Raw genomic sequence first — 16813 nt, 5'->3', positions numbered from 1 at the left:
GGGCAGGCGTCAAGCCTGGGTTCGCGTTTACTCGGGCTTGGGGTGCCGAACCTCCGGGGAAAGCGAGTCCAATTTTGACTTCCCCTGTCTCAATGAAGAATCAAGAAATATCCCTGGACATATGAGCAGGAGTGAGCGAACACCCGGCAAGATAGGGAATGGCGCTCTGTCTGCTGCTCCGGTCCTTGCTGGCCCTTTGCGCGCTGGGGGGTGTGGCTGCCGCTCTTCCCGCAAATGTCACGCTGAACAATATCCGCCATGAATACCAGGGACCGGACAACTGCGCGCCGGTGACCTCCCTGACGGTCCTGGGGTATTACGGCACCCGCGTCACCCAGGCGCAGGCCGCGAGCGCCATGAAGGACTACCCCGGCGACCCGCAGGTCTCCAGCCTGGAACTGGCCGCCTACCTCGGCCGCTTCGGGCTGCGCAGCGTCATCCGCTACGCGGGCGACGCGCAGCTGTTGCGGGAGCTGCTCTCCCGCGGTTTCCCGGTCGTGTTGCAACAGCGCTTGAAGGCGGGCAGCAACGTGGCACACTTCCGCACGGTGTACGCGTACGGTCCGGGGTACTTCCTGGTCAGTGATCCGCTGCGCGGCCCTTCGCTGCGCCTGAGTACCGCTGAGTTGCTGGCATTGTGGCGCTTCTACAACGGGGAATACCTGGTCGCGTACCCGCCCTCCCAGGAAGCTCAGGTCCGTGCGGCTCTGGGCGACGACTTCAGCGCGCAGGCCAACTGGCGGCACCTGAAGATGCACGGAGACCAGGACGTCCGCGCCCGGCCGAACGATCCTTACCTCTGGTGGGGGCTGGGCAAAGCGAACCTGCGGCTGGGCAATGTCGGGGCGGCGGTGTTCAATTTCGACCGGGCCGTCATGCTGGGCGTGCCCACGCTGTATTTCCTTTACCGCCAGGAGGCGTTTGAGGCCTGGACCCAGGCAGGTGACCACCGCAAGACCCTCCAATGGACGGGGCTGGCCCTGAAAACGTTTCCACGAAGCAAAGAACTTCAGGAGTTTCAGCGGCGTGCCCATGCCAACCTGGGCGGGTAGACCCAGGCAGAGCGTCAAGGCGCGTGTCGCGCCCCAGTGAAGGCGCCGTGGACGCCGCAGCCTGGACGTCCAGGCACGCGGCCCGGCCTCCTGGAGGCCGAACCTGGTGGCCCTCCGACGCAGGGCGCGGGGATGAAGTACGCTGCCCGAGCATGCCGCCCCGGTCCTTTCCCCACGAATGGCGCCGCCTCCTGTCCCTGACGTGCGCGGCCCTGCTGGGTGTGGCCGGAGCACATGGCGAGGAAGCGTCCGACCTGCGGGGCGTCACACTGTGCCTGGATGGGGCGTCCGTCCAGGTGAAGGTCGAGGAGATGCCTTCCGCGCGGGCCGCGCAGGTGCAGCGTGAACTGGCGTCCGCGCTGACGCAATCTTTGACGTCGACGCTGAAGCGCGCCAAGGTGCGCCACCAGGTCCGGCCCTCGTGCGAGGGACGCCGCGGTCTCACCCACTTGCAGGCCGAGGTCCGTTACCTCAACCCCCGCACCTACGTGGGCTTCGGCGATCCCGCCTACAGCTACCAGGTGGCCCTCAGAGTGACCGACCCGCCCGCCTCCAGGCCAGGCCTGGCCCAGGCCACGGGAACTGCGCGCGAATTCCAGGCCGCCTGGAGCGACATCCACTCGGAAGCCCGGACCGTGCGAGCGTTTGCTCCGGTGGTGGCCGGGTGGGGGGAGGAAACGGTGCGCGACCTGGTCCTCGTCTGGCGGCGCGATAACCCCTCCCTCGCCGAACGCCTCGCGCAGCAGGGGCCGCTCACGCTGGGCCTGCTCGGGGTGGGCGTGGGAACGCTGATCGCGGGAGCGGGGCTGTGGTGGCGCCGCCGCCGGTCCCGGGCTTGAACAGCGCCGATGACCGCGCGGGCCCGTGCGGAAGGGGTAGGATGGCCAGGATACCCTCCTGAACTGCTATGCCAAGCTGCCTGCCTCCGCTGCTGACGTCACGCCTCGTGTGCCAAGCGAGCGCCCTGGCGGTGTGCCTCCTCCTCAGCGCCTGCCAGCCGCCGAAGGCCCGGGACTTCGAGGTGCGGCTCACCACCCAGCCTGACCCGGCGCGGGTGGGGAGCGCGCGGATGGAACTGACCCTCCCGGACGTGCCTGCTGCCGCCATCAGCCTCGAGGGCAACATGGCCCACGCGGGCATGGCTCCCGTCCGCGCGCAGGCCACGCCTACCGGCAATGGCCGGTATGTGGTGGACGCCTTCCCCCTGAACATGGCCGGGAGCTGGGTGGTCACGGTCACTGCCCGCACCGACGATGGGCGAACGCTCACCACCGACGTGCCGCTGGAGGTGTTCGCCCCGTGAACGCGGAAACGCGCAGGCGCCGTGTGAGGGGTCCAGACCTGCTGCGCCTCCCGGGCGTCGAGCGCTTCATGCGCCTGCGGTACGCACGGCTGGCCTTCCAGCTCCCCCTGCTGCTGCTCGCGCTGCTCGCCGTCTATGACGGCCTGACCGGACGGCAGGTCGCCCCGCAGAACCTCGCCACAGTCTCGGTGTTGCTGCACTACCGCGGCCTGCTGGTGCTCGCGCTGCTGGCTGTGGGCAACGTCTTTTGCGCGGCGTGCCCGCTGATGCTCACCCGCGGCGCGACCCGCACGCTGCGCCGCTTCACGCCGCACTGGCCCTGGCCCCGTGCCCTGCGCAACAAGTTCCTGGTGCTGGGGCTCACGGCCGGGTTCCTGTTCGCGTACGAATACTTCGACCTGTGGGCCAGTCCCTGGCTGACGGCCTGGCTGATCCTGGGCTACTTCGGCGCGGCCCTGGCGGTGGACACCTTCTTTCCCGCTGGCACCTTCTGCAAGTATGTCTGCCCGTTGGGAAACTTCAATTTCGCCCTCTCACACGTCAGTCCGGCCCAGATCACCGCGCGCGACCCCGACGTGTGCCGCTCCTGCGCCGGGCAGTACTGCGTGAACGGCCGCCTGGAGAGCGCCCAGGGGCGCGGCACCCTGGGGGGACCCTCCGCGCCCCTGCTGCACCTCGCGCCGCTGGGGGACGCCCGCGCCTTTCCCGGCTGCGAGACCGGGCTGTTCGTGCCGCAGATCCGCAGCAACCAGGACTGCACCCTCTGCCTGAACTGCGTGCGGGCCTGTCCGCACGACAACGTCGCGCTGGTGCTGCGCCCGCCCACGCGGGCGCTCGCCGGGTGGCGCCCCCGGGCCGACGTCGCGCTGCTGGGCACCTTGGCTGCTCTTCGCGGGAGTCGCCAACGCCCTGGCGATGACCCCTCCATACCACGCTGCCGCGCAGTCGTTGGCCTCGCTGCTGGGCACCCGCAGCGAGGCCCTGGTGCTGGGGGTGATGCTGGGGGTGGTCCTGGGGGGCGGCAGCGGGCTTACCCTGGCCCTCTCCGGGTGGGCGAGCCGTCTCGCGGGACGGCCCGAGCCCGCACGGGCGGCCGCGCGCCGCTGGGGGATGGCCGTCTTCCCGCTCGCCTTCGCGGTCTGGGCGGGGCATTACAGCTTTCACTTCCTGACCGGCTGGGCCAGCCTCGTGCCGGTCTTCCAGCAGGCCCTGGGGCGTCTCGGCCTGAACGCCGGGACTCCCGACTGGACGCTGGCAGCCCTGGTGCCTGAGAACCTGCTGTTTCCCTTGCAGGTGGGGCTGCTCTACGGCGGCTACGGGGCCAGCGCGTATCTGGTGGTGCGTTCCGCGCGGGCCGAGGGGAAGTGGTGGGCGGCCGCGCCGCTGCTCGTCTGGTTGACCGTGCTGGCGGCCCTGACGATCCTGATTCTCGGGCAACCCATGGAAATGCGCGGCACCCTGCTGAACAGCGGCCCGGGCGGCGCGCCGTGAGGCGGCTGACCCCGCTGCTCGTGGCGCTCCTCGCGTCGGGGTCGCTGGCGCACAGCGAAACGGTGGCGGTCACGACCTCGTTGACCCCGATGCAGAACGCGGTCCGGGTGGAGGCGGATCTCGTCGGTCAGACGAGCGGCCTGCCCATCCGCGGCGCAGCGGTGGAGGTCCGGGTGTCGCGCGCCACAACCGGAGTGCCGCGCGCGGAAGCTGTGGCCGGTGCGGACCTCCTCGGCCGGGCGACGCTGACCGCAGGGGAGGCAGGACGTTACAGCGGAACCCTGACGCTCCTGCCTGCTGGACGCTATCTGTTGACCGTGGTGGATACCACCTACCGGGGAGAAGCGGCGGTAGCCGCGCGCGCCTTTGCTTTCGCTGGGCAACCCACACGGGTGACCGTGGTGCTGCCCGCCACCTCCACACCGGGGCGGTACGTCGTGTCCGCGCTGCTGGGTCTGCTGGCACCGCTGCTGGTGCTGGGCGTGATTCTGGCAGCGCGGAAGCCGCGCCAGCAACGTCAGGGTTGAGGCGCGCGAACGGGGGCAGATTCGGGGAGAAGGCCTGTCGTGACGCCGAGTCGCCTGCCCGTCACTTCTGCGCGATGCCGAGGGCGAGTCGGTCGGGGTCGGCTGGAAGGACGAGGTCGAGTTTGGTTACGCCGCGAGAGGGGAAGTCCAGGGCGGCCCCCGGAACCTCCTGGGGAGCCGGAGCTGCAATCCAGGCTGGACGGTTGCAGAGCAAGAGCAGGCGTCACAGATTTGACGCAAGGGTAATCGGGGCGGACCCACGGAAACCGGCCACTGCGGGCGTCTCCCAGGGTCCGGGAGGGTCCTGGGCGCGTCCACCGCACCGGCCTGCCCGGCCTGCGGGGCATCCAGGCTGGGACGCGCCTCAGAGTTGCCTGATGTCAAGCGAGGAATCGAGGAATCCTGCCGCAGGATGGAGCTGTGCTCCATCGGCAGAGCTGACATCACCGTTTTCTGGCTGGTCACGCAGATTGCGTCGCCAGGTCGTTCCTGAGGATGTTCAGAATATTTGCCTCTTCCCCAGCAGGCTCAGCCACTTGCAAGGCGTCCCAGGCGTCCAGAATGTCCTGCACGGGCAGAAGGCGTTTGAGATTGTGCAGGTCGAGTTGAGGAACAGGTAGGCTCACACCCGGGCGCCCACCCGTGTAAAACGAGACGTAGTTGCTCAGCAGTCTCAGCCAGCCTTCGCGGGTCATGAGCTGATCTCGGCACCACGTTTCAACCTCATACTCGTCACCCCAGTCCTGCCAGCGGGCCAGCGTGTATATGAAGTGGCCGACGTGCATGAGTCGTCCGTTGGTCGCGAGCTCGCGGATGCGGGCCAGCAGCAGTCCTCGCAGCATTCCTTGCTGCTCCGGCATTATCAAGTCGTGATGATGCCTCTGATCACGCAGGTGCTCCGTGAGGGCCAGCGGGACATACACCCCTTCGGTTTGCTGCAACAACTCCTGTACGAATTGAAAGGTGTCCAGCCTGTCGGAGTATTCGACCAGCGCGTACAGAGGAATGATCCAGAGCAGCGAATAGTCACCGCCCCGGCTCCAGGACTGACTGAGTTGGTCACCCAGGGTGCTGAAGCTGGCAGTGATGGTCAGCCAGCGCTCGGGTGGGATGCCGCCGCGCTGCTGATTGAGGGCCTCCAGTAAGGGTAGAAAGCGTTGATCCTCAAGGTAGCGCCGGAGCGTTGCTGTGAGCTGGGCTGGGGGTTGATCCGGGCCAAACACCTGCAGGACTTCACTGTGCGAGACCTGCCTCGCGGGAACGTGCAGTTGGAAGTACCGGTCAAAGAGATCCGGGCTGCTGACCCGAGCCTCCAGGTAGTTGCGGTTGTGGTTGCTAACCACGCTCCCCCGGGCGTCTTGGAAGTTCCGGTCCGGGAACAGGGTATGCAGCATCTCGCGAACCCGCTCGGGATGGTTGGCCTGATCCACGATAGCCGTTAAGACGGCTTGGTTGTCATCGCGCCGGTATTCGTTGATATAGCCGGTGAGGGCTTCCTTTTCACGGGCGAGGGCGGTGTACACCTGCGGCTCGAAGAGGCGAAGCACCTCAACGAGGCTGAGATCCCGGGGATTGACTTCGTACACCTCCCCCTGGAAGGCGCTCGCGTGGAATTCCAGGTTGGCCAGGTAGCGCTTCACGTCGCGGAGGTTGGTGAAGTACCGCCCGGTGAGCGATTCCAGTTGATACAGGTCAGTTTCGGCATTCAACCTGGCCTGAGCGGCCCGCGAGGAGAAGATCGTTTGAATGCCCCGGTCAAGCACCGACCAGAGGTGCGTCTGGGTGATGCGGGGCAGTGCAAAGCGCAGTTGAATGAACTTCTCAAGATAGGTATCAGGGTCGCCTTTGCTGAGCTGCCTGACCTCCTCCCGAATAAGTTCCCGGTCGAAGAACAGGACATAGACCAAGTTGGGAAAGTCGGCGTTGGCCTTGAGAAGCCGGAAGACGGCGCGCAGCTCACTGCCGGTCAGGCGGTCAAGTTCATCCAACAGGACGATCACCGAGTGATTGAGGTTGAGCATGCTGTCACTGAGTTGCTGGTGTTGATCAGCGGTGGTTTGCTCTCCAGTATGACGCGACTCCAAAAACTGGACGGCATAGTTGAAAACTGCGGTCATGATGGACAGGGTCGCCAGGATGAAGAGCAGCACTTTCAGGGGGGTAGCGGTCAGGGCATCGGCAGCCTGCAAGCCAAAGAGGCCTGCAGCTGCCAGGGCCAGTGTGCTGAATTCGTTGCGGACGGGCGCCACATTCAGCGTGGCACTCCAGCGCTTCAGGCGTTGAACCACCGCTTTGGCCTGCCGGGTCTTGATGTTCTGGCTGATGTGGCTGCTGAGCTGCTGGAAGAAAGCGCTATGAATCTGGTCGCCGTCCTGCCATTCCCAGGGAGTGAATTCGAAGACTACGGCGGTATTTGCGGTCGTCTGCAAATAGTCTTTGATGAAGTTCTTGACAGAGCTTTTTCCATCGCCCCAGGGGCCTTCAACGGAGATGACCAGACTGTCTTTATTGCGCCAGCCTGCAATAGATTGGGCGATGGAGTCGCTGAAGGCCTGACGCTCAAGTTGATCTTCTGCCCGGAGCGTCTTGGCACGGTCGGTGGTGAGATGGTGCAGGGGCTGGGGTCTCATGGAACTGGCTGGAGTATGGCGTGCCGATGGAACCGCGTCCTGTCCAGCCCTTGTGCGAGGTGTCGTCTCTTCCCTGATGTACCACACCGGTTTTACGTCGGCGGAACAGAACGGTGCGCCAGCGACCCTCGGCGGACGGGGTGGCCGCCCCCGGCACGGCTCACCAGCCTCCATAGCTTCCATGGAGTGCAAGAGCAGCGGGCAGGCTGCGCCTGCCCGCTGGAGAGGACCGCAGGATTACGGGAACGCAGCCGATAGATGCTGGCGGGCCGTGCCGGGGGCGGCCTGGTTGAGAGGGCCGCTGTGACGCCGAGTACCGCCACCAGCAGCACAACCTCCAGCGCGAGGTGGCCCTGGACGTGCCGTCCCGGGGCAAACGCACGGCGGGCGGACCGGGACCGTTGCCGCCGGGGTCAGGAGCACCACCGCCAGCTCGAGCAGCAGCCCCGGACGCCGTTCGGTATCGTCGGTCGGAGTTCGCGCCTCCGGTGGTCACGTGCCACAGCGTGACTTCCAAGGGTCGGTCAACGCCGTGCAGGGCAGACTGGACAGCTTCAGGGCCGGAGTAAGCACCACGTCCCCGAACCCTACCGGGAAGCTGCCCTGGCCAGTCCACCGGCAACCCACCAGGGAACGCGGACTCAGCATGCGGCGGCAGGCAAACGAATCATGCAGAGCAGGAGTGAGTTTGCAATTGTGCACCCTGATCGACAGCCTTCAGCATGAGATGTCCCGTCGCCCAGGGTCACCGACGGAGCCCGTCTCTCCCGGAGGCGCTAGGCGGCGAGCACAGCGCTGAACATCGCGACGCGCAGCAGGACCGGCCTCCCGTTGGCTGGCGTCTGCTGAGCCGCGTCCGCTCACGAACCACCCGGCTGCACAGCGAAATCAGCTGCATGATTGTTCATTCATCCAATCTTTAGCGAATATTGCTACCTTGCCGCTCGTTCATGCGTACTTACCTGTCCGCCGCGCTGACGCTGATGATGTTCAGCCTCGCTGCCGCCACGACCGTCCAGGTGAAGCCCGGCGACACCCTCACCCGCATCGCGGTGCGGCACGGCACGACGGTGCAGGCTCTCCAGCGTGCCAACCCCAGAGTGAACGCAGACCGCCTGCGGGTGGGGACGGGCCTGCGCCTGCCCGCCGCGGCAGGCCGGACCTGGACGGTCCGCCAGGGCGACACCCTGTCGCTGATCGCGCTGCGGAGCGGCACCACGCTGGGTGCCCTGCTGGGGGTCAACCGGGGTCTGAATCCCCGCCTTCCCCTCCGGGTCGGGCAACGCGTCACGCTGCCTGCTCCGGCCACAGCCCGCACCGGCACCACCACGGTCGTCCGCGCGGCCTCCATCCGGGTCAACGCCGCGCTACCGGTCCAGGGCCGGGTCACCACGCCCTACCAGGCGACTCACCCAGGGCTCGACCTCGCCGCCCCCACCGGGACGCCCATCCGCGCTGCCTTTGCCGGGAGCGTCGTGGAGTCCTACTTCGACCGCCGGAGCGGGTGGGGCTGGACCGTCGTGCTCGACCACGGGAGCGGACTGAGGACACGCTACAGCCACAACAGCGCCAACCTCGTCCGGGTCGGAGCGCGCGTGGGGGCGGGCGACGTGATCGCCCGGGTCGGCAGCACCGGCAACAGCACGGGGGCCCATGTCGACTACCGCCTGTACCGCCGGGGTCAAGCGGTCGATCCCTCCAGCGTGCCGTAGGGCCGCAACGGTGCGGCGGACGCTCCCGGCGTTTCACCTCACGCGGGCAGCCTCTGGCCCCTGGATGGGGCCGAGGGCGGGCTGGAGACGACGTCAACCTGTCAAGGGTCCAACCCATTCCAGGCCGACTTCCTGATCCCCTTCCCCGGAGGGCGCACGTCTCGCGGGGCTGATCGCCACCCCGGCGCTCCTCCCGGAGCGGCTCTGCCGTCCGCCGATACTGCGTGGTGCCTGGAATTCGGCCTCCCGTCCCGTGTCAGTGGCTGAGGGGTCAGAGGAAACGTTGCAGCCACCGCAGCAGTTCCTCCTCGCTGAGGCGCCCCCGGTGCACGTCCCGGATGAACCCGTCGCGGTCGATGAAGACCGTCGTGGGGATGGGCAAGGCCTGATACTGGCGGGCGATCGCCTGCCCCGGATCCAGCCCCGTGAGGGTGCTGAAGGTGAACTCCGCGTCATACCGCTGCACTTCACCGAGTGTGGCCTGCCCGTACAGGCTGACGACCACCAGCCCGTGACTCAGGTACTCGAACTGGTACTGCCGCAGCAGGCGGTCGTTCTCACGGCAGACGCCACAGCCCAGATCACCGAACTGCACGATCACCGCCTCGCCGCGCAGGTCCGCCAAGCTGACCCGCTCACCGCCCAGATCGGTCAGGGTGAAGTTCGGCGCGGGACGCCGCAGAGCGCCCGATCCACCCCCCGCCGAGGCGGGCGAGAACAGCGCGAGGCAGAGCAGGGCCAGCAAGACAAGCACACGCTTCATAGGTCCTCCACATGGGGCTGCGTCTCTTCAGCATAGCCGGTCACGTCTGCGCCAGCGGAGCGTCCTCGCGAGTGGGAGGCGGCAGTCGGGTTGCCGGGGACCGGACCCGTCGCGCACCACCTGTCCGCCTCGCGCGCCCCGGGCGGGCGTCCCGCGACCGTTCGCCGCGCCGCGAGTTCAGGGCGCCGGGGCGGTCACGTACGCCATTCCGCCCGCGTGGTTCAGCCACAACCGCTCGAACGTGGCGCGGGGGTAGGTGCGTTTCACCTTCGCGTCGCTGGGAGCGGCCGGGTCGTTGACGACCGGATTGCCCTGGGCATCGAACCCGGTGAGGACCATCACGTGACCGTCCGACCACGTCAGCGGACCCCCAGGCAGTTCACCGGCCCCAAACCGCACGCTGACGGCCAGCGGCAGGCCCTGCCCCAGGTAAGCCTCCGCGTCCCGCAGGCTGCCCATCCGCGTGACGAAGGCCTGGAGGCCCTGGGTGCCCGCATACGCCGTGTTGAAAGGCCAGTTTCCAAAGCCCTGGTAGACGGCATCGAAGGTGGCTTTCGCGGCGTCCGGGACGCGCACGGGGTTCTTCCAGAAGCCCAGCAGCATGCTGACACTGGTCGGGCTGCACCAGACGGGTCCGCCGTCCGGATAGATCATCTGGGACAGGCCCGGCACGTTCAGCACCCGGTTCCACGCGGCGGCCTGACCTGCGGCGCCCTGGTCGCGGAATCGCAGGGCCGTGTCGGAGGTGTTGAACGACAGCAGCCGCACCTGCAGGCCCGCCCCGGCGGTGACGCGGTACTGAAAGGCGTCGGCGCGGAAGGGCAGCGTCAGCGTGTCGGTGTTGACCGTGCCGTCCGGGGTGCGCGTGACCCGTGGGCTGGCCCGCAGACCGGACGCCCGCCACTCGCCAAAACTGAAGTATCGGGTCCAGGGGCCACCCTGACGGCGCACCCGCACCTCAACCGTGAGTGGGTAGAGTGGTTTCATGCGAAGAAGGCTGCTGGCCCTGCTCACGGCTACGCTGCTATTGGCCGCCTTGGGCCCCGCCCAGGCTATCCCCCACCGCTTCGCGGACCTGCACTGGGGCGCGGACCGCAGCGAAGCCCACCCCACCCTGACACGCCTGGGGTGGCGGTTCACCCGTCAGGCCGCCTACGGGGACGCCGTCTACGCGGGCACCGTCGCTGGGCACCCGGCGCGGGCCACCCTCAAGTACGACCTGCTGGGCCGCCTGGTCGCGGTGGACCTGCGGGTGACGCCCCCGGCAGACCGTATCCTGGCCGTCTACCGGACGATGCGGTCCGCGCTCACGCTACAGTATGGGCCGCCTGCCTACACCCAGGCGTCCTTTCGTCCGCCGTACCGGGAAGGGGACGGCCGGGAAGTGGAAGCGCTCAAAAGCCAGCACGCGATTCTGGACACGGTGTGGGTTGACCGGGACGCGCTGAACCTGGACATGCGGAGCGGCGTGCAGCTGGACGTGAACACTGTCCCGTTCGGCAAACTGGAAGTTCAGCAGTTCTCCCTCAGCAACGACTGGACGGAGGAGTATCAGCGCAGGGCCGGCCCTGCGGAAGAAAACTTCTGACCGGGTGCCGCGGCGCGCTCCCAGGCACTGCTCCCTTCTGGTCGTGCTCGGAGACATGTAACTGAATATCTGGATAGCTGTACAGCTTTCAAGTTCAACACGTAAAGTAGGGTCTGTGCCTCCCCTCGGCCTTCTCGCCCTGACCACTTTGTGTGTCGTCCTTGATCTCGCCCTGAAAAGCTGGGCGCGCACGGAACTGCCCGGTGAAGTGCGGTCCTGGCTCCCCGGCGTCCTTGACCTGACCCTCACCTACAACACCGGCGCAGCGTGGAGCCTCTTTTCCGGCTCGGCGCTGCCGCTCGCGCTGGTGCGCGGGGTGGCGGGGCTGGGCCTGATCGTCTTCTTCCTGTGGCGCACGCCTCCGACCGCTCAAGCGGTCAGCCTCAGCCTGATTGCCGGTGGTGCCCTCGGCAACGCCATCGACGGCTTGAGCCATGGGCGCGTGACCGACATGCTCGCCTCGCCTGCCCTGTCCTTGGTGACCCGCACCCTCGGCCAGAGGGACTTTCCCATCTTCAACCTCGCGGACGTCTGGGTGGTCGGGGGAGTGCTGCTGTTGCTGCTGAACACCTGGGTGCAGGAGCGCCGGACGCGCCTGGCAGGACACGGGACACAGCGCGCGTGATGCCGTCGCCAGCTTCTCAGCCTGCTGGGAAAGAGGCTGCGCCGGACGCAGCGCTCGCCCGGCTGGGGGGAGCGGGTGCGCTGCTGGCGGGCGCCCTGTTCCTGCTCTCCCTGATGTACGTGTACGGCGTCCTGGCCCAGGCTGGGCTGGACGTTGAGATGTTCGACGATCAGGCGCGGCTGCTGCCTTGGGTGGCCGAGCATGCCCGCGCTTACACCGGCCTGTGGTGGTTGACGCTGCTCTCCACTTTTGCGCTGCTGCCCGCACCGTTGGCGCTGCACGACCGCCTCCGGCATGGAGCAGGGGGAGTCTCCCGGGTCGCTGCCATGGCCGGTGTTGGCGGGGTGATCTTCGGCCTGGCCGCGCCGCTGGTCCTGGCCGCCGCGTCGCCTGTGTTGGCCCAGGGCTACATGGACGCCTCCGGGCAGGCCCGGGACGCGGTACAGGTGATGGGCCGGATGGTCGGCGACCTGGCCTTACACCTCCGCCTGGGGTCGGACCTGCTGCTCGGCGTGTGGCTGGCGTTGAGTGGAGGACTGCTGTTGCGCCTGCGGCAAAACACCATCTTGGGTGCCTGGTTCCTGGTGACGGCGGTGCTCGCGGGCGTCGTGATCGCCACCAAACCGCTCGGTGTCGCGGACCTCGAACCCTTGCTCGCGCCCGTGCAGAGCCTGGCGTACCTGGGGCTGGGCACGGCGCTGCTGCGTGGTTTGGGGACTCGTGGGTCGGGCCTGAGCACCCCTGACGGCCCAGGGTCTCACCACCACGGTTGATGTCTGTATAACTGTACAGATACCATAAAGCATGATGGGTGCCGTCTCCGCCCCAGGTACGCCAGTGCGCTCCTTCGTGGAGTGCAGGGACTGCGCCCACAAGGTACAGGGCGTCGTCACCCGCCTTCCCGGCGTGCGGGAGCCCGAGGTCAACATCACTCCCCAGACGCTGAGGCTGACGCTGGACGAGGCACGGACACCCCGGACACAGCTCGAACAGACCCTGCGGCTCCACCGGGTGCCCGCCGGAATTGCAGGAGGACGTGGTGGCCACTCCGGCGGCCCCTCCCCGGCCTGCCCGAGTGGAACTGCCCTGGTACCAGACGGGCAAGGGACGCGACGTCCTGCTCACCGGTGCCACCGTGCTCATGACCGCCAACGCCCTGCGCCTGCTGCGTTTCAAGCTCGGCGCGTGAGCGGTTGCCCACCGTGGCTCTCGCGTGCGCAGCAACGAACAAGCACGAACCTCCTCCACGCTACAGGCATGACCTTCGGAACCCACAGCGCCTTCACCATCAGCGCTTGCCCTCAGAAAGGTGAACTCCCATGAGCGACTCCCGGACAGACGACGACGCACACCACCTCGACGCCAGCCAGGCGGCTGACCGCCGGATCCTGTGGCTGGTCCTCCTGATCAACCTCGGGCAATCCCTGGCGGGCGCGGGTGTCGGCGTCTGGGCGTCCTCCACGGCCCTGATCGGCGCGGCCCTCGACAACCTGGCCGATGCGTCGGTCTACGGCGTCAGCCTCTACGCGGTTGGCCGCGCCGCCACCATCAAGGTGCGCGCCGCCCGCCTGTCCGGCTGGCTCCTGATCGGCCTCGCGGTGCTGCTGTTCGTGGAGGTGCTGCGCCGGTTCTTCGGTGGTGAAGAGCCTGTCGGCCCCGCGATGATGGCCATGGCCGCCGTCAACGCGGCGCTGAACCTGGTCTGCCTGCACCTCTTGAAGCGCCACAGGGGCGAGGACGTCAACTTCAAGGCGTCGGCCATCTTCACCAGCAACGACTCGATCGTGAACCTGGCAATCGTGCTGTCGGGGGCGCTGGTGCTCTGGTTGGATTCGAACCTGCCGGACCTGATTCTCGGCCTGGTCGTGTCGGCCATCGCGGCCAACGGAGGCCGCGAGATCCTTTCTGAAGCGGCCGAGGCTGCGGAACATGCCCGGTCGGCGGGTTGAGCCGGACACGCCCGCCATGCTCCTTTCTTTCCGAGGTGTCCCATGCCCCTGCCCGTCACCGTCTACACCGTCCCGAACTGCTCGTCGTGCGAGGCGGTCAAGCGCTTCCTGATCAAGCGCGGGGTGCTCTTTACCGAGAAGAACGTCCGGGAGGACCCGGCGACCCTGGCAGAGATGCAGGCCCGGGCGAACGTGCGCATCGCGCCGGTAACCATGATCGGCGAGCAGGGCTTCTTCGGCACCTTCGAGGACCAGCGCCCCTTGCTGGAGGCCGCCCTGCGGGAGAATGGAGTATGACCACGACCGCACCTGATGCAAAGCCCAACCGCGTAGCCGACTGCGAGGTCCATTGCGTCCACCCGGAGGCGGTGGCCCGGGTGGAGGCGGCTTTGCCCGACGACGCGCTGATCGAGCGTGCCACCAACCTGACCAAGGTGGTGTCTGACCCTACCCGCCTGCGCATTCTTTCCGCACTGGCCTTGGAGGACCTGTGCGTGTGCGACCTGGCGGTGATCGCGGGCATCAACGAGTCGACCATGAGCCACCAGCTGCGCCACCTGCGCGCACTGGGGTTGGTGACGTTCAAGAAGGTGGGGCGGATCGCGTATTACCGGTTGGCGAACGATCACGTGACGCGACTGATCGCGGACATGCTGGCGCACGCCAAGGCCATGTAGGTCGACCCTGGGGAAAGCCCAGCCCGCCTGGGCAGACCCAAAGTGGTCACCTCCGCAGGAGGACCTTCACGGACTGAACGGGAATGTTTGCCGCCCTTCTGGTGGTGCCGCTCTGAGGGTCGCCAGGTCACTGGACCGCAGGATGATGGACGGCCGTCATGCCCGGGGCCAGTAGGCGATGACCAGGGCGCCCACCAAAGCGAGGGCGGCGCCCCACAGGCTCGGTACGTCGGGCACCCGTCCCTCAACGACCCGGCCCCAGAGCAGGGAGAAGACGATGAACAGGCCCCCGTAAGCTGCATAGGTGCGGGCGAAGTCGAAACTCTGGGGTTGTAGGGTGGGCAGCACACCGTACAAGACGAGGACGAGGGCGCCGACCAGTCCGACCCACCAGGGGCGCCCCTCGCGCAACCACAGCCAGACCAGGTAGCCGCCCCCGATCTCGGCGAGGGCGGCCAGCACGAACAGGAGCACGGAACGCCACATGGGGCGAGCTTACGGGACTGGCGCTCCATTGCACGGATGAGCGGACGTCCAGAGGGTTGGGGTGACTTGGACCTGGGCGCTCAGCGCAGCTGGAGGGAGGTGACGCGGGTGTCACTGCCCGGCAGGGTAGTCAACTTTCCCCGGGTGATCTTGCCCTCGGCGGTCAGCGTGACGTTGTACTGCTGGCCGCGGCCAAGCCACAGCTCCAGAAAGCCATTGTCGAGCGTTCTCACCGTCTTTCGCAGCACGGTTTTGCCCATCCGGGTGATGTGCACCTTGACCGGAGTGTGAACCAGCTCGCCCTGACAGCCCGAGGTGAAGTGCGTCTTGCAGGGGTGGGTCCGGGTGATGTAGGGCGAGATGGCGACCACCATCCGGCCTTTGGGCAGGGCGACGGCCCTCTTCTGGCTATCCGGGAAGGTGAAATGGATGGCCTCAGGGGTCACGTGGCTTTGCAGCCCCCCTGGGCCCGCCAGGTGTTGGCGAGCTTCAGGGCCTGCTGGGGGCTGACGCCCTTGAGGAGCGCGGGGCTGGGCACACGACCGGGCTGTTGCGCGAACGCGAAGGTGCCCAGGAGCAGGCCAGTGAGGATCATCGGGCGGGTCTGGTGCATATCCGTTGCCTCCGGGGTCAAGGGAGCGGCGCTGTGTTAAGGCCGCATTTCGCTCAGCACGGCCTTTCCGTCTCAGTGCCGTGAGGGAGTTGTCGGTGCCCCAGGTCTCTGTCTCCACCGGGGCGGTGGCCGGGGCCTTCATTCTGAAAGAGCTCTGTGCCGGGGCCAGGACTGTCCTCCCCCGCTGTTCCGTGCACGAGCGTCTGGATCAGTACGGGTTGACCGGGACGTTCAGAGTGACCTCGCCGCCCGGCGCAAAATTCAGGGTGACGTCGATCTTTTCGCCGACCTCCGGGGGCCGCTTCAGGTCCATCAGCATCAGGTGATTGCCGCCCGGCTTGAACGCCAGCTCCTCGCCAGGCGCGAGGGTGGGCGCCAGGGTTCCACCCGCACTGTGGTCCCGCATGGGCACGATCTCCTGGGCGACGGGGGTGCGCCCGCCCAGCAGTTTGACCTCGGTCTCGCCCGTGTTCGTGAGGGTGAGGTACAGCACGCCGTCCTCCCCGCCCGGCAGGCCCTCGCGCAGTTCCGCGCCCTCAATGCGGACGCCAGTGGAGGTGGTCAGCGGCGGGGCGGTGTTGGCCCCGCCGGGGTCCTGCTTGGGCGCGCAGGCCCCCAGGGACGCGAGCAGCAGGGCCGCGGCGAGGAAGCGTCGCGGGTGGTTCATGGGTCCTCCTTTAGCGCGCACCATTGATGGTGACCTCAGTGGTGTCACCCTGGCGGGTGGCGAGGTAATAGACCTTGCCACTGGCCTTCTCGAGGATGGCCTCGTACAGTCCGGGGTTGATCAGCTCGGCGTCGAGCTCACGAAACCCCTGAGCTTTGAACTGCGCCGCGAGTTCGTCCGGGCGCCAGCCGGAGGTGACGTACTGTTCGACCCGCGTCTCGCCGCGCCGGACCTCTGCGCGGTAGGAAGCAGACGCCGGGCACTGCGGGCGGTAAGCCGTGGGAAGCACTCCGGCCTCACCGTTCCACAGCTGCCCACGGCGTTCGATGCAGTAGGCCGGTGAACGCCAGCGCAGCTCCGTCGCCGCGTAGGTGCCTACACCGACGAGGGCAAGCAGACTGAGAACAGGCAGGGCGGGGTGGGGCACCGGGCCATGCTAGCCACCCAGGACAGGGCGGTTGTCCTGACATATGAGCAAACTTTCAGTTGAGTTTTGAACAGGAGCCGGGCGTCCCCGCAAACGCCCAGGACAGGAAGAACACGACCAGTCTGGGGGGCGCGTTGATTCGTGGGCGTGGTGCATGGCGCCGAGGATCAGGATGTTGACGTTCCCTTCGTTATGGAAGGTCACCAGCCGGTGAGCGCACACGAGATGCGACGGGTGACTCACGGCACTTCCGCTGATGCACCCCACCGCGGCCAAGCCACACCGCTTTGCTAAGCCTTCCGT

General features: G+C 67.4%; 21 protein-coding genes and 1 pseudogene. 14 read left to right on the top strand and 8 right to left on the bottom strand.

Going from position 1 to position 16813, the window contains the following annotated elements:
• Positions 1-212 precede the first annotated feature (212 nt).
• The 6 genes from HNQ09_RS08625 to HNQ09_RS08605 all read left to right on the top strand — a co-directional run bounded on the left by HNQ09_RS08625 (position 213) and on the right by HNQ09_RS08605 (position 4373).
• A complete protein-coding gene (locus tag HNQ09_RS08625; protein ID WP_343057687.1) occupies positions 213-1052 on the top strand; it encodes a C39 family peptidase in 840 nt (279 codons plus the stop codon).
• Between the two features lie 152 nt (positions 1053-1204).
• Positions 1205-1891: a hypothetical protein gene (locus HNQ09_RS08620; protein WP_184027991.1), complete on the top strand. Its 687-nt coding sequence runs from the start codon at positions 1205-1207 to the stop codon at positions 1889-1891.
• Positions 1892-1998: 107 nt separating this feature from the next.
• Positions 1999-2355 (top strand): FixH family protein, encoded by a 357-nt coding sequence (locus HNQ09_RS08615; protein ID WP_184027989.1) that lies wholly within the window; start codon positions 1999-2001, stop codon positions 2353-2355.
• Between the two features lie 23 nt (positions 2356-2378).
• Entirely contained in the window at positions 2379-3626 is a 1248-nt protein-coding gene (locus HNQ09_RS08610) for a 4Fe-4S binding protein (RefSeq protein WP_221269704.1), read from the top strand.
• On the top strand, positions 3619-3846 hold the full coding sequence (locus HNQ09_RS18665) for a hypothetical protein (RefSeq protein ID WP_221269703.1): 228 nt from the start codon (positions 3619-3621) through the stop codon (positions 3844-3846). Before HNQ09_RS08610 ends, HNQ09_RS18665 begins: the two co-directional genes overlap by 8 nt.
• The gene (locus HNQ09_RS08605; RefSeq protein ID WP_184027987.1) at positions 3843-4373 is read left to right on the top strand and encodes a hypothetical protein; all 531 of its coding nucleotides are present in this window, start codon (positions 3843-3845) and stop codon (positions 4371-4373) included. Before HNQ09_RS18665 ends, HNQ09_RS08605 begins: the two co-directional genes overlap by 4 nt.
• 461 nt (positions 4374-4834) lie before the next feature.
• Here HNQ09_RS08605 and HNQ09_RS08600 read toward each other — a convergent pair whose 3' ends face one another.
• Positions 4835-7003 carry a KAP family P-loop NTPase fold protein gene (locus HNQ09_RS08600; RefSeq protein WP_184027984.1) on the bottom strand — a complete coding sequence of 723 codons (2169 nt, stop codon included), beginning with the start codon at positions 7001-7003 and terminating at the stop codon, positions 4835-4837.
• 950 nt (positions 7004-7953) lie between these two features.
• On the opposite strand from HNQ09_RS08600, the gene HNQ09_RS08595 reads away from it, so the two are divergent.
• Positions 7954-8715 carry a LysM peptidoglycan-binding domain-containing M23 family metallopeptidase gene (locus HNQ09_RS08595; RefSeq protein ID WP_184027981.1) on the top strand — a complete coding sequence of 254 codons (762 nt, stop codon included), beginning with the start codon at positions 7954-7956 and terminating at the stop codon, positions 8713-8715.
• A gap of 271 nt (positions 8716-8986) precedes the next feature.
• On the opposite strand, the gene HNQ09_RS08590 is transcribed toward HNQ09_RS08595, so the two are convergent.
• Together HNQ09_RS08590 and HNQ09_RS08585 are read right to left on the bottom strand one after the other, a co-directional pair.
• Positions 8987-9478 carry a TlpA family protein disulfide reductase gene (locus HNQ09_RS08590; protein ID WP_184027978.1) on the bottom strand — a complete coding sequence of 164 codons (492 nt, stop codon included), beginning with the start codon at positions 9476-9478 and terminating at the stop codon, positions 8987-8989.
• Positions 9479-9655: 177 nt separating this feature from the next.
• Positions 9656-10465 carry a peptidase C39 family protein gene (locus tag HNQ09_RS08585; RefSeq protein WP_246363229.1) on the bottom strand — a complete coding sequence of 270 codons (810 nt, stop codon included), beginning with the start codon at positions 10463-10465 and terminating at the stop codon, positions 9656-9658.
• Between HNQ09_RS08585 and HNQ09_RS08580 the strand changes: the two genes are divergently transcribed.
• From HNQ09_RS08580 to HNQ09_RS08550, 7 genes and pseudogenes are all read left to right on the top strand, one after another.
• Positions 10464-11066 carry a hypothetical protein gene (locus tag HNQ09_RS08580; RefSeq protein ID WP_184027975.1) on the top strand — a complete coding sequence of 201 codons (603 nt, stop codon included), beginning with the start codon at positions 10464-10466 and terminating at the stop codon, positions 11064-11066. The two genes, HNQ09_RS08585 and HNQ09_RS08580, sit on opposite strands and share 2 nt — an antisense overlap.
• Positions 11067-11127: 61 nt before the next feature.
• Positions 11128-11691 carry a signal peptidase II gene (gene lspA, locus HNQ09_RS08575; RefSeq protein WP_221269713.1) on the top strand — a complete coding sequence of 188 codons (564 nt, stop codon included), beginning with the start codon at positions 11128-11130 and terminating at the stop codon, positions 11689-11691.
• Positions 11688-12464, top strand: coding sequence for a DUF4386 family protein (locus tag HNQ09_RS08570; RefSeq protein WP_184027973.1), 777 nt, complete (start codon positions 11688-11690; stop codon positions 12462-12464). Before lspA ends, HNQ09_RS08570 begins: the two co-directional genes overlap by 4 nt.
• A gap of 31 nt (positions 12465-12495) precedes the next feature.
• A pseudogene (locus tag HNQ09_RS18850) lies at positions 12496-12630 on the top strand (hypothetical protein); the annotation flags it as partial.
• A gap of 380 nt (positions 12631-13010) precedes the next feature.
• Positions 13011-13640, top strand: coding sequence for a cation efflux transmembrane domain-containing protein (locus HNQ09_RS08560; RefSeq protein WP_184027970.1), 630 nt, complete (start codon positions 13011-13013; stop codon positions 13638-13640).
• Positions 13641-13682: 42 nt separating this feature from the next.
• Positions 13683-13937: a glutaredoxin family protein gene (locus HNQ09_RS08555; RefSeq protein WP_184027967.1), complete on the top strand. Its 255-nt coding sequence runs from the start codon at positions 13683-13685 to the stop codon at positions 13935-13937.
• Positions 13934-14317, top strand: coding sequence for an ArsR/SmtB family transcription factor (locus HNQ09_RS08550; protein ID WP_184027965.1), 384 nt, complete (start codon positions 13934-13936; stop codon positions 14315-14317). The genes HNQ09_RS08555 and HNQ09_RS08550 overlap by 4 nt, the downstream gene beginning before the upstream one ends.
• Positions 14318-14473: 156 nt before the next feature.
• On the opposite strand, the gene HNQ09_RS08545 is transcribed toward HNQ09_RS08550, so the two are convergent.
• The 5 genes from HNQ09_RS08545 to HNQ09_RS08525 all read right to left on the bottom strand — a co-directional run bounded on the left by HNQ09_RS08545 (position 14474) and on the right by HNQ09_RS08525 (position 16510).
• The gene (locus HNQ09_RS08545) at positions 14474-14803 is read right to left on the bottom strand and encodes a YnfA family protein (RefSeq protein ID WP_184027963.1); all 330 of its coding nucleotides are present in this window, start codon (positions 14801-14803) and stop codon (positions 14474-14476) included.
• A gap of 80 nt (positions 14804-14883) precedes the next feature.
• Positions 14884-15249, bottom strand: a complete 366-nt coding sequence (locus HNQ09_RS08540; RefSeq protein WP_184027961.1) for a CueP family metal-binding protein — start codon at positions 15247-15249, stop codon at positions 14884-14886.
• Complete coding sequence (locus HNQ09_RS08535) at positions 15246-15416, bottom strand: hypothetical protein (protein ID WP_184027957.1); 171 nt, start codon at positions 15414-15416, stop codon at positions 15246-15248. Before HNQ09_RS08535 ends, HNQ09_RS08540 begins: the two co-directional genes overlap by 4 nt.
• Positions 15417-15624: 208 nt before the next feature.
• Positions 15625-16083 carry a copper chaperone PCu(A)C gene (locus HNQ09_RS08530; protein ID WP_184027955.1) on the bottom strand — a complete coding sequence of 153 codons (459 nt, stop codon included), beginning with the start codon at positions 16081-16083 and terminating at the stop codon, positions 15625-15627.
• Positions 16084-16093: 10 nt separating this feature from the next.
• Entirely contained in the window at positions 16094-16510 is a 417-nt protein-coding gene (locus HNQ09_RS08525) for a hypothetical protein (RefSeq protein ID WP_184027954.1), read from the bottom strand.
• Between the last annotated feature and the right edge of the window lie 303 nt (positions 16511-16813).

Source organism: Deinococcus budaensis, assembly GCF_014201885.1.
GTDB classification, from domain to species: Bacteria; Deinococcota; Deinococci; order Deinococcales; family Deinococcaceae; genus Deinococcus; species Deinococcus budaensis.
The sequence above is the reverse complement of the archived record's forward strand: the minus strand, read 5'-3'. Positions and strand labels throughout refer to the sequence as shown.

Coding starts and splice junctions, on each gene's coding strand:
- HNQ09_RS08620 (WP_184027991.1), top strand. CDS start 1,205: ATGCCGCCCCGGTCCTTTCCCCACGAATGGCGCCGCCTCCTGTCCCTG.
- HNQ09_RS08600 (WP_184027984.1), bottom strand. CDS start 7,003: ATGAGACCCCAGCCCCTGCACCATCTCACCACCGACCGTGCCAAGACG.
- HNQ09_RS08595 (WP_184027981.1), top strand. CDS start 7,954: ATGCGTACTTACCTGTCCGCCGCGCTGACGCTGATGATGTTCAGCCTC.
- HNQ09_RS08590 (WP_184027978.1), bottom strand. CDS start 9,478: ATGAAGCGTGTGCTTGTCTTGCTGGCCCTGCTCTGCCTCGCGCTGTTC.
- HNQ09_RS08580 (WP_184027975.1), top strand. CDS start 10,464: ATGCGAAGAAGGCTGCTGGCCCTGCTCACGGCTACGCTGCTATTGGCC.
- HNQ09_RS08585 (WP_246363229.1), bottom strand. CDS start 10,465: ATGAAACCACTCTACCCACTCACGGTTGAGGTGCGGGTGCGCCGTCAG.
- HNQ09_RS08560 (WP_184027970.1), top strand. CDS start 13,011: ATGAGCGACTCCCGGACAGACGACGACGCACACCACCTCGACGCCAGC.
- HNQ09_RS08555 (WP_184027967.1), top strand. CDS start 13,683: ATGCCCCTGCCCGTCACCGTCTACACCGTCCCGAACTGCTCGTCGTGC.
- HNQ09_RS08550 (WP_184027965.1), top strand. CDS start 13,934: ATGACCACGACCGCACCTGATGCAAAGCCCAACCGCGTAGCCGACTGC.
- HNQ09_RS08545 (WP_184027963.1), bottom strand. CDS start 14,803: ATGTGGCGTTCCGTGCTCCTGTTCGTGCTGGCCGCCCTCGCCGAGATC.
- HNQ09_RS08535 (WP_184027957.1), bottom strand. CDS start 15,416: ATGCACCAGACCCGCCCGATGATCCTCACTGGCCTGCTCCTGGGCACC.
- HNQ09_RS08530 (WP_184027955.1), bottom strand. CDS start 16,083: ATGAACCACCCGCGACGCTTCCTCGCCGCGGCCCTGCTGCTCGCGTCC.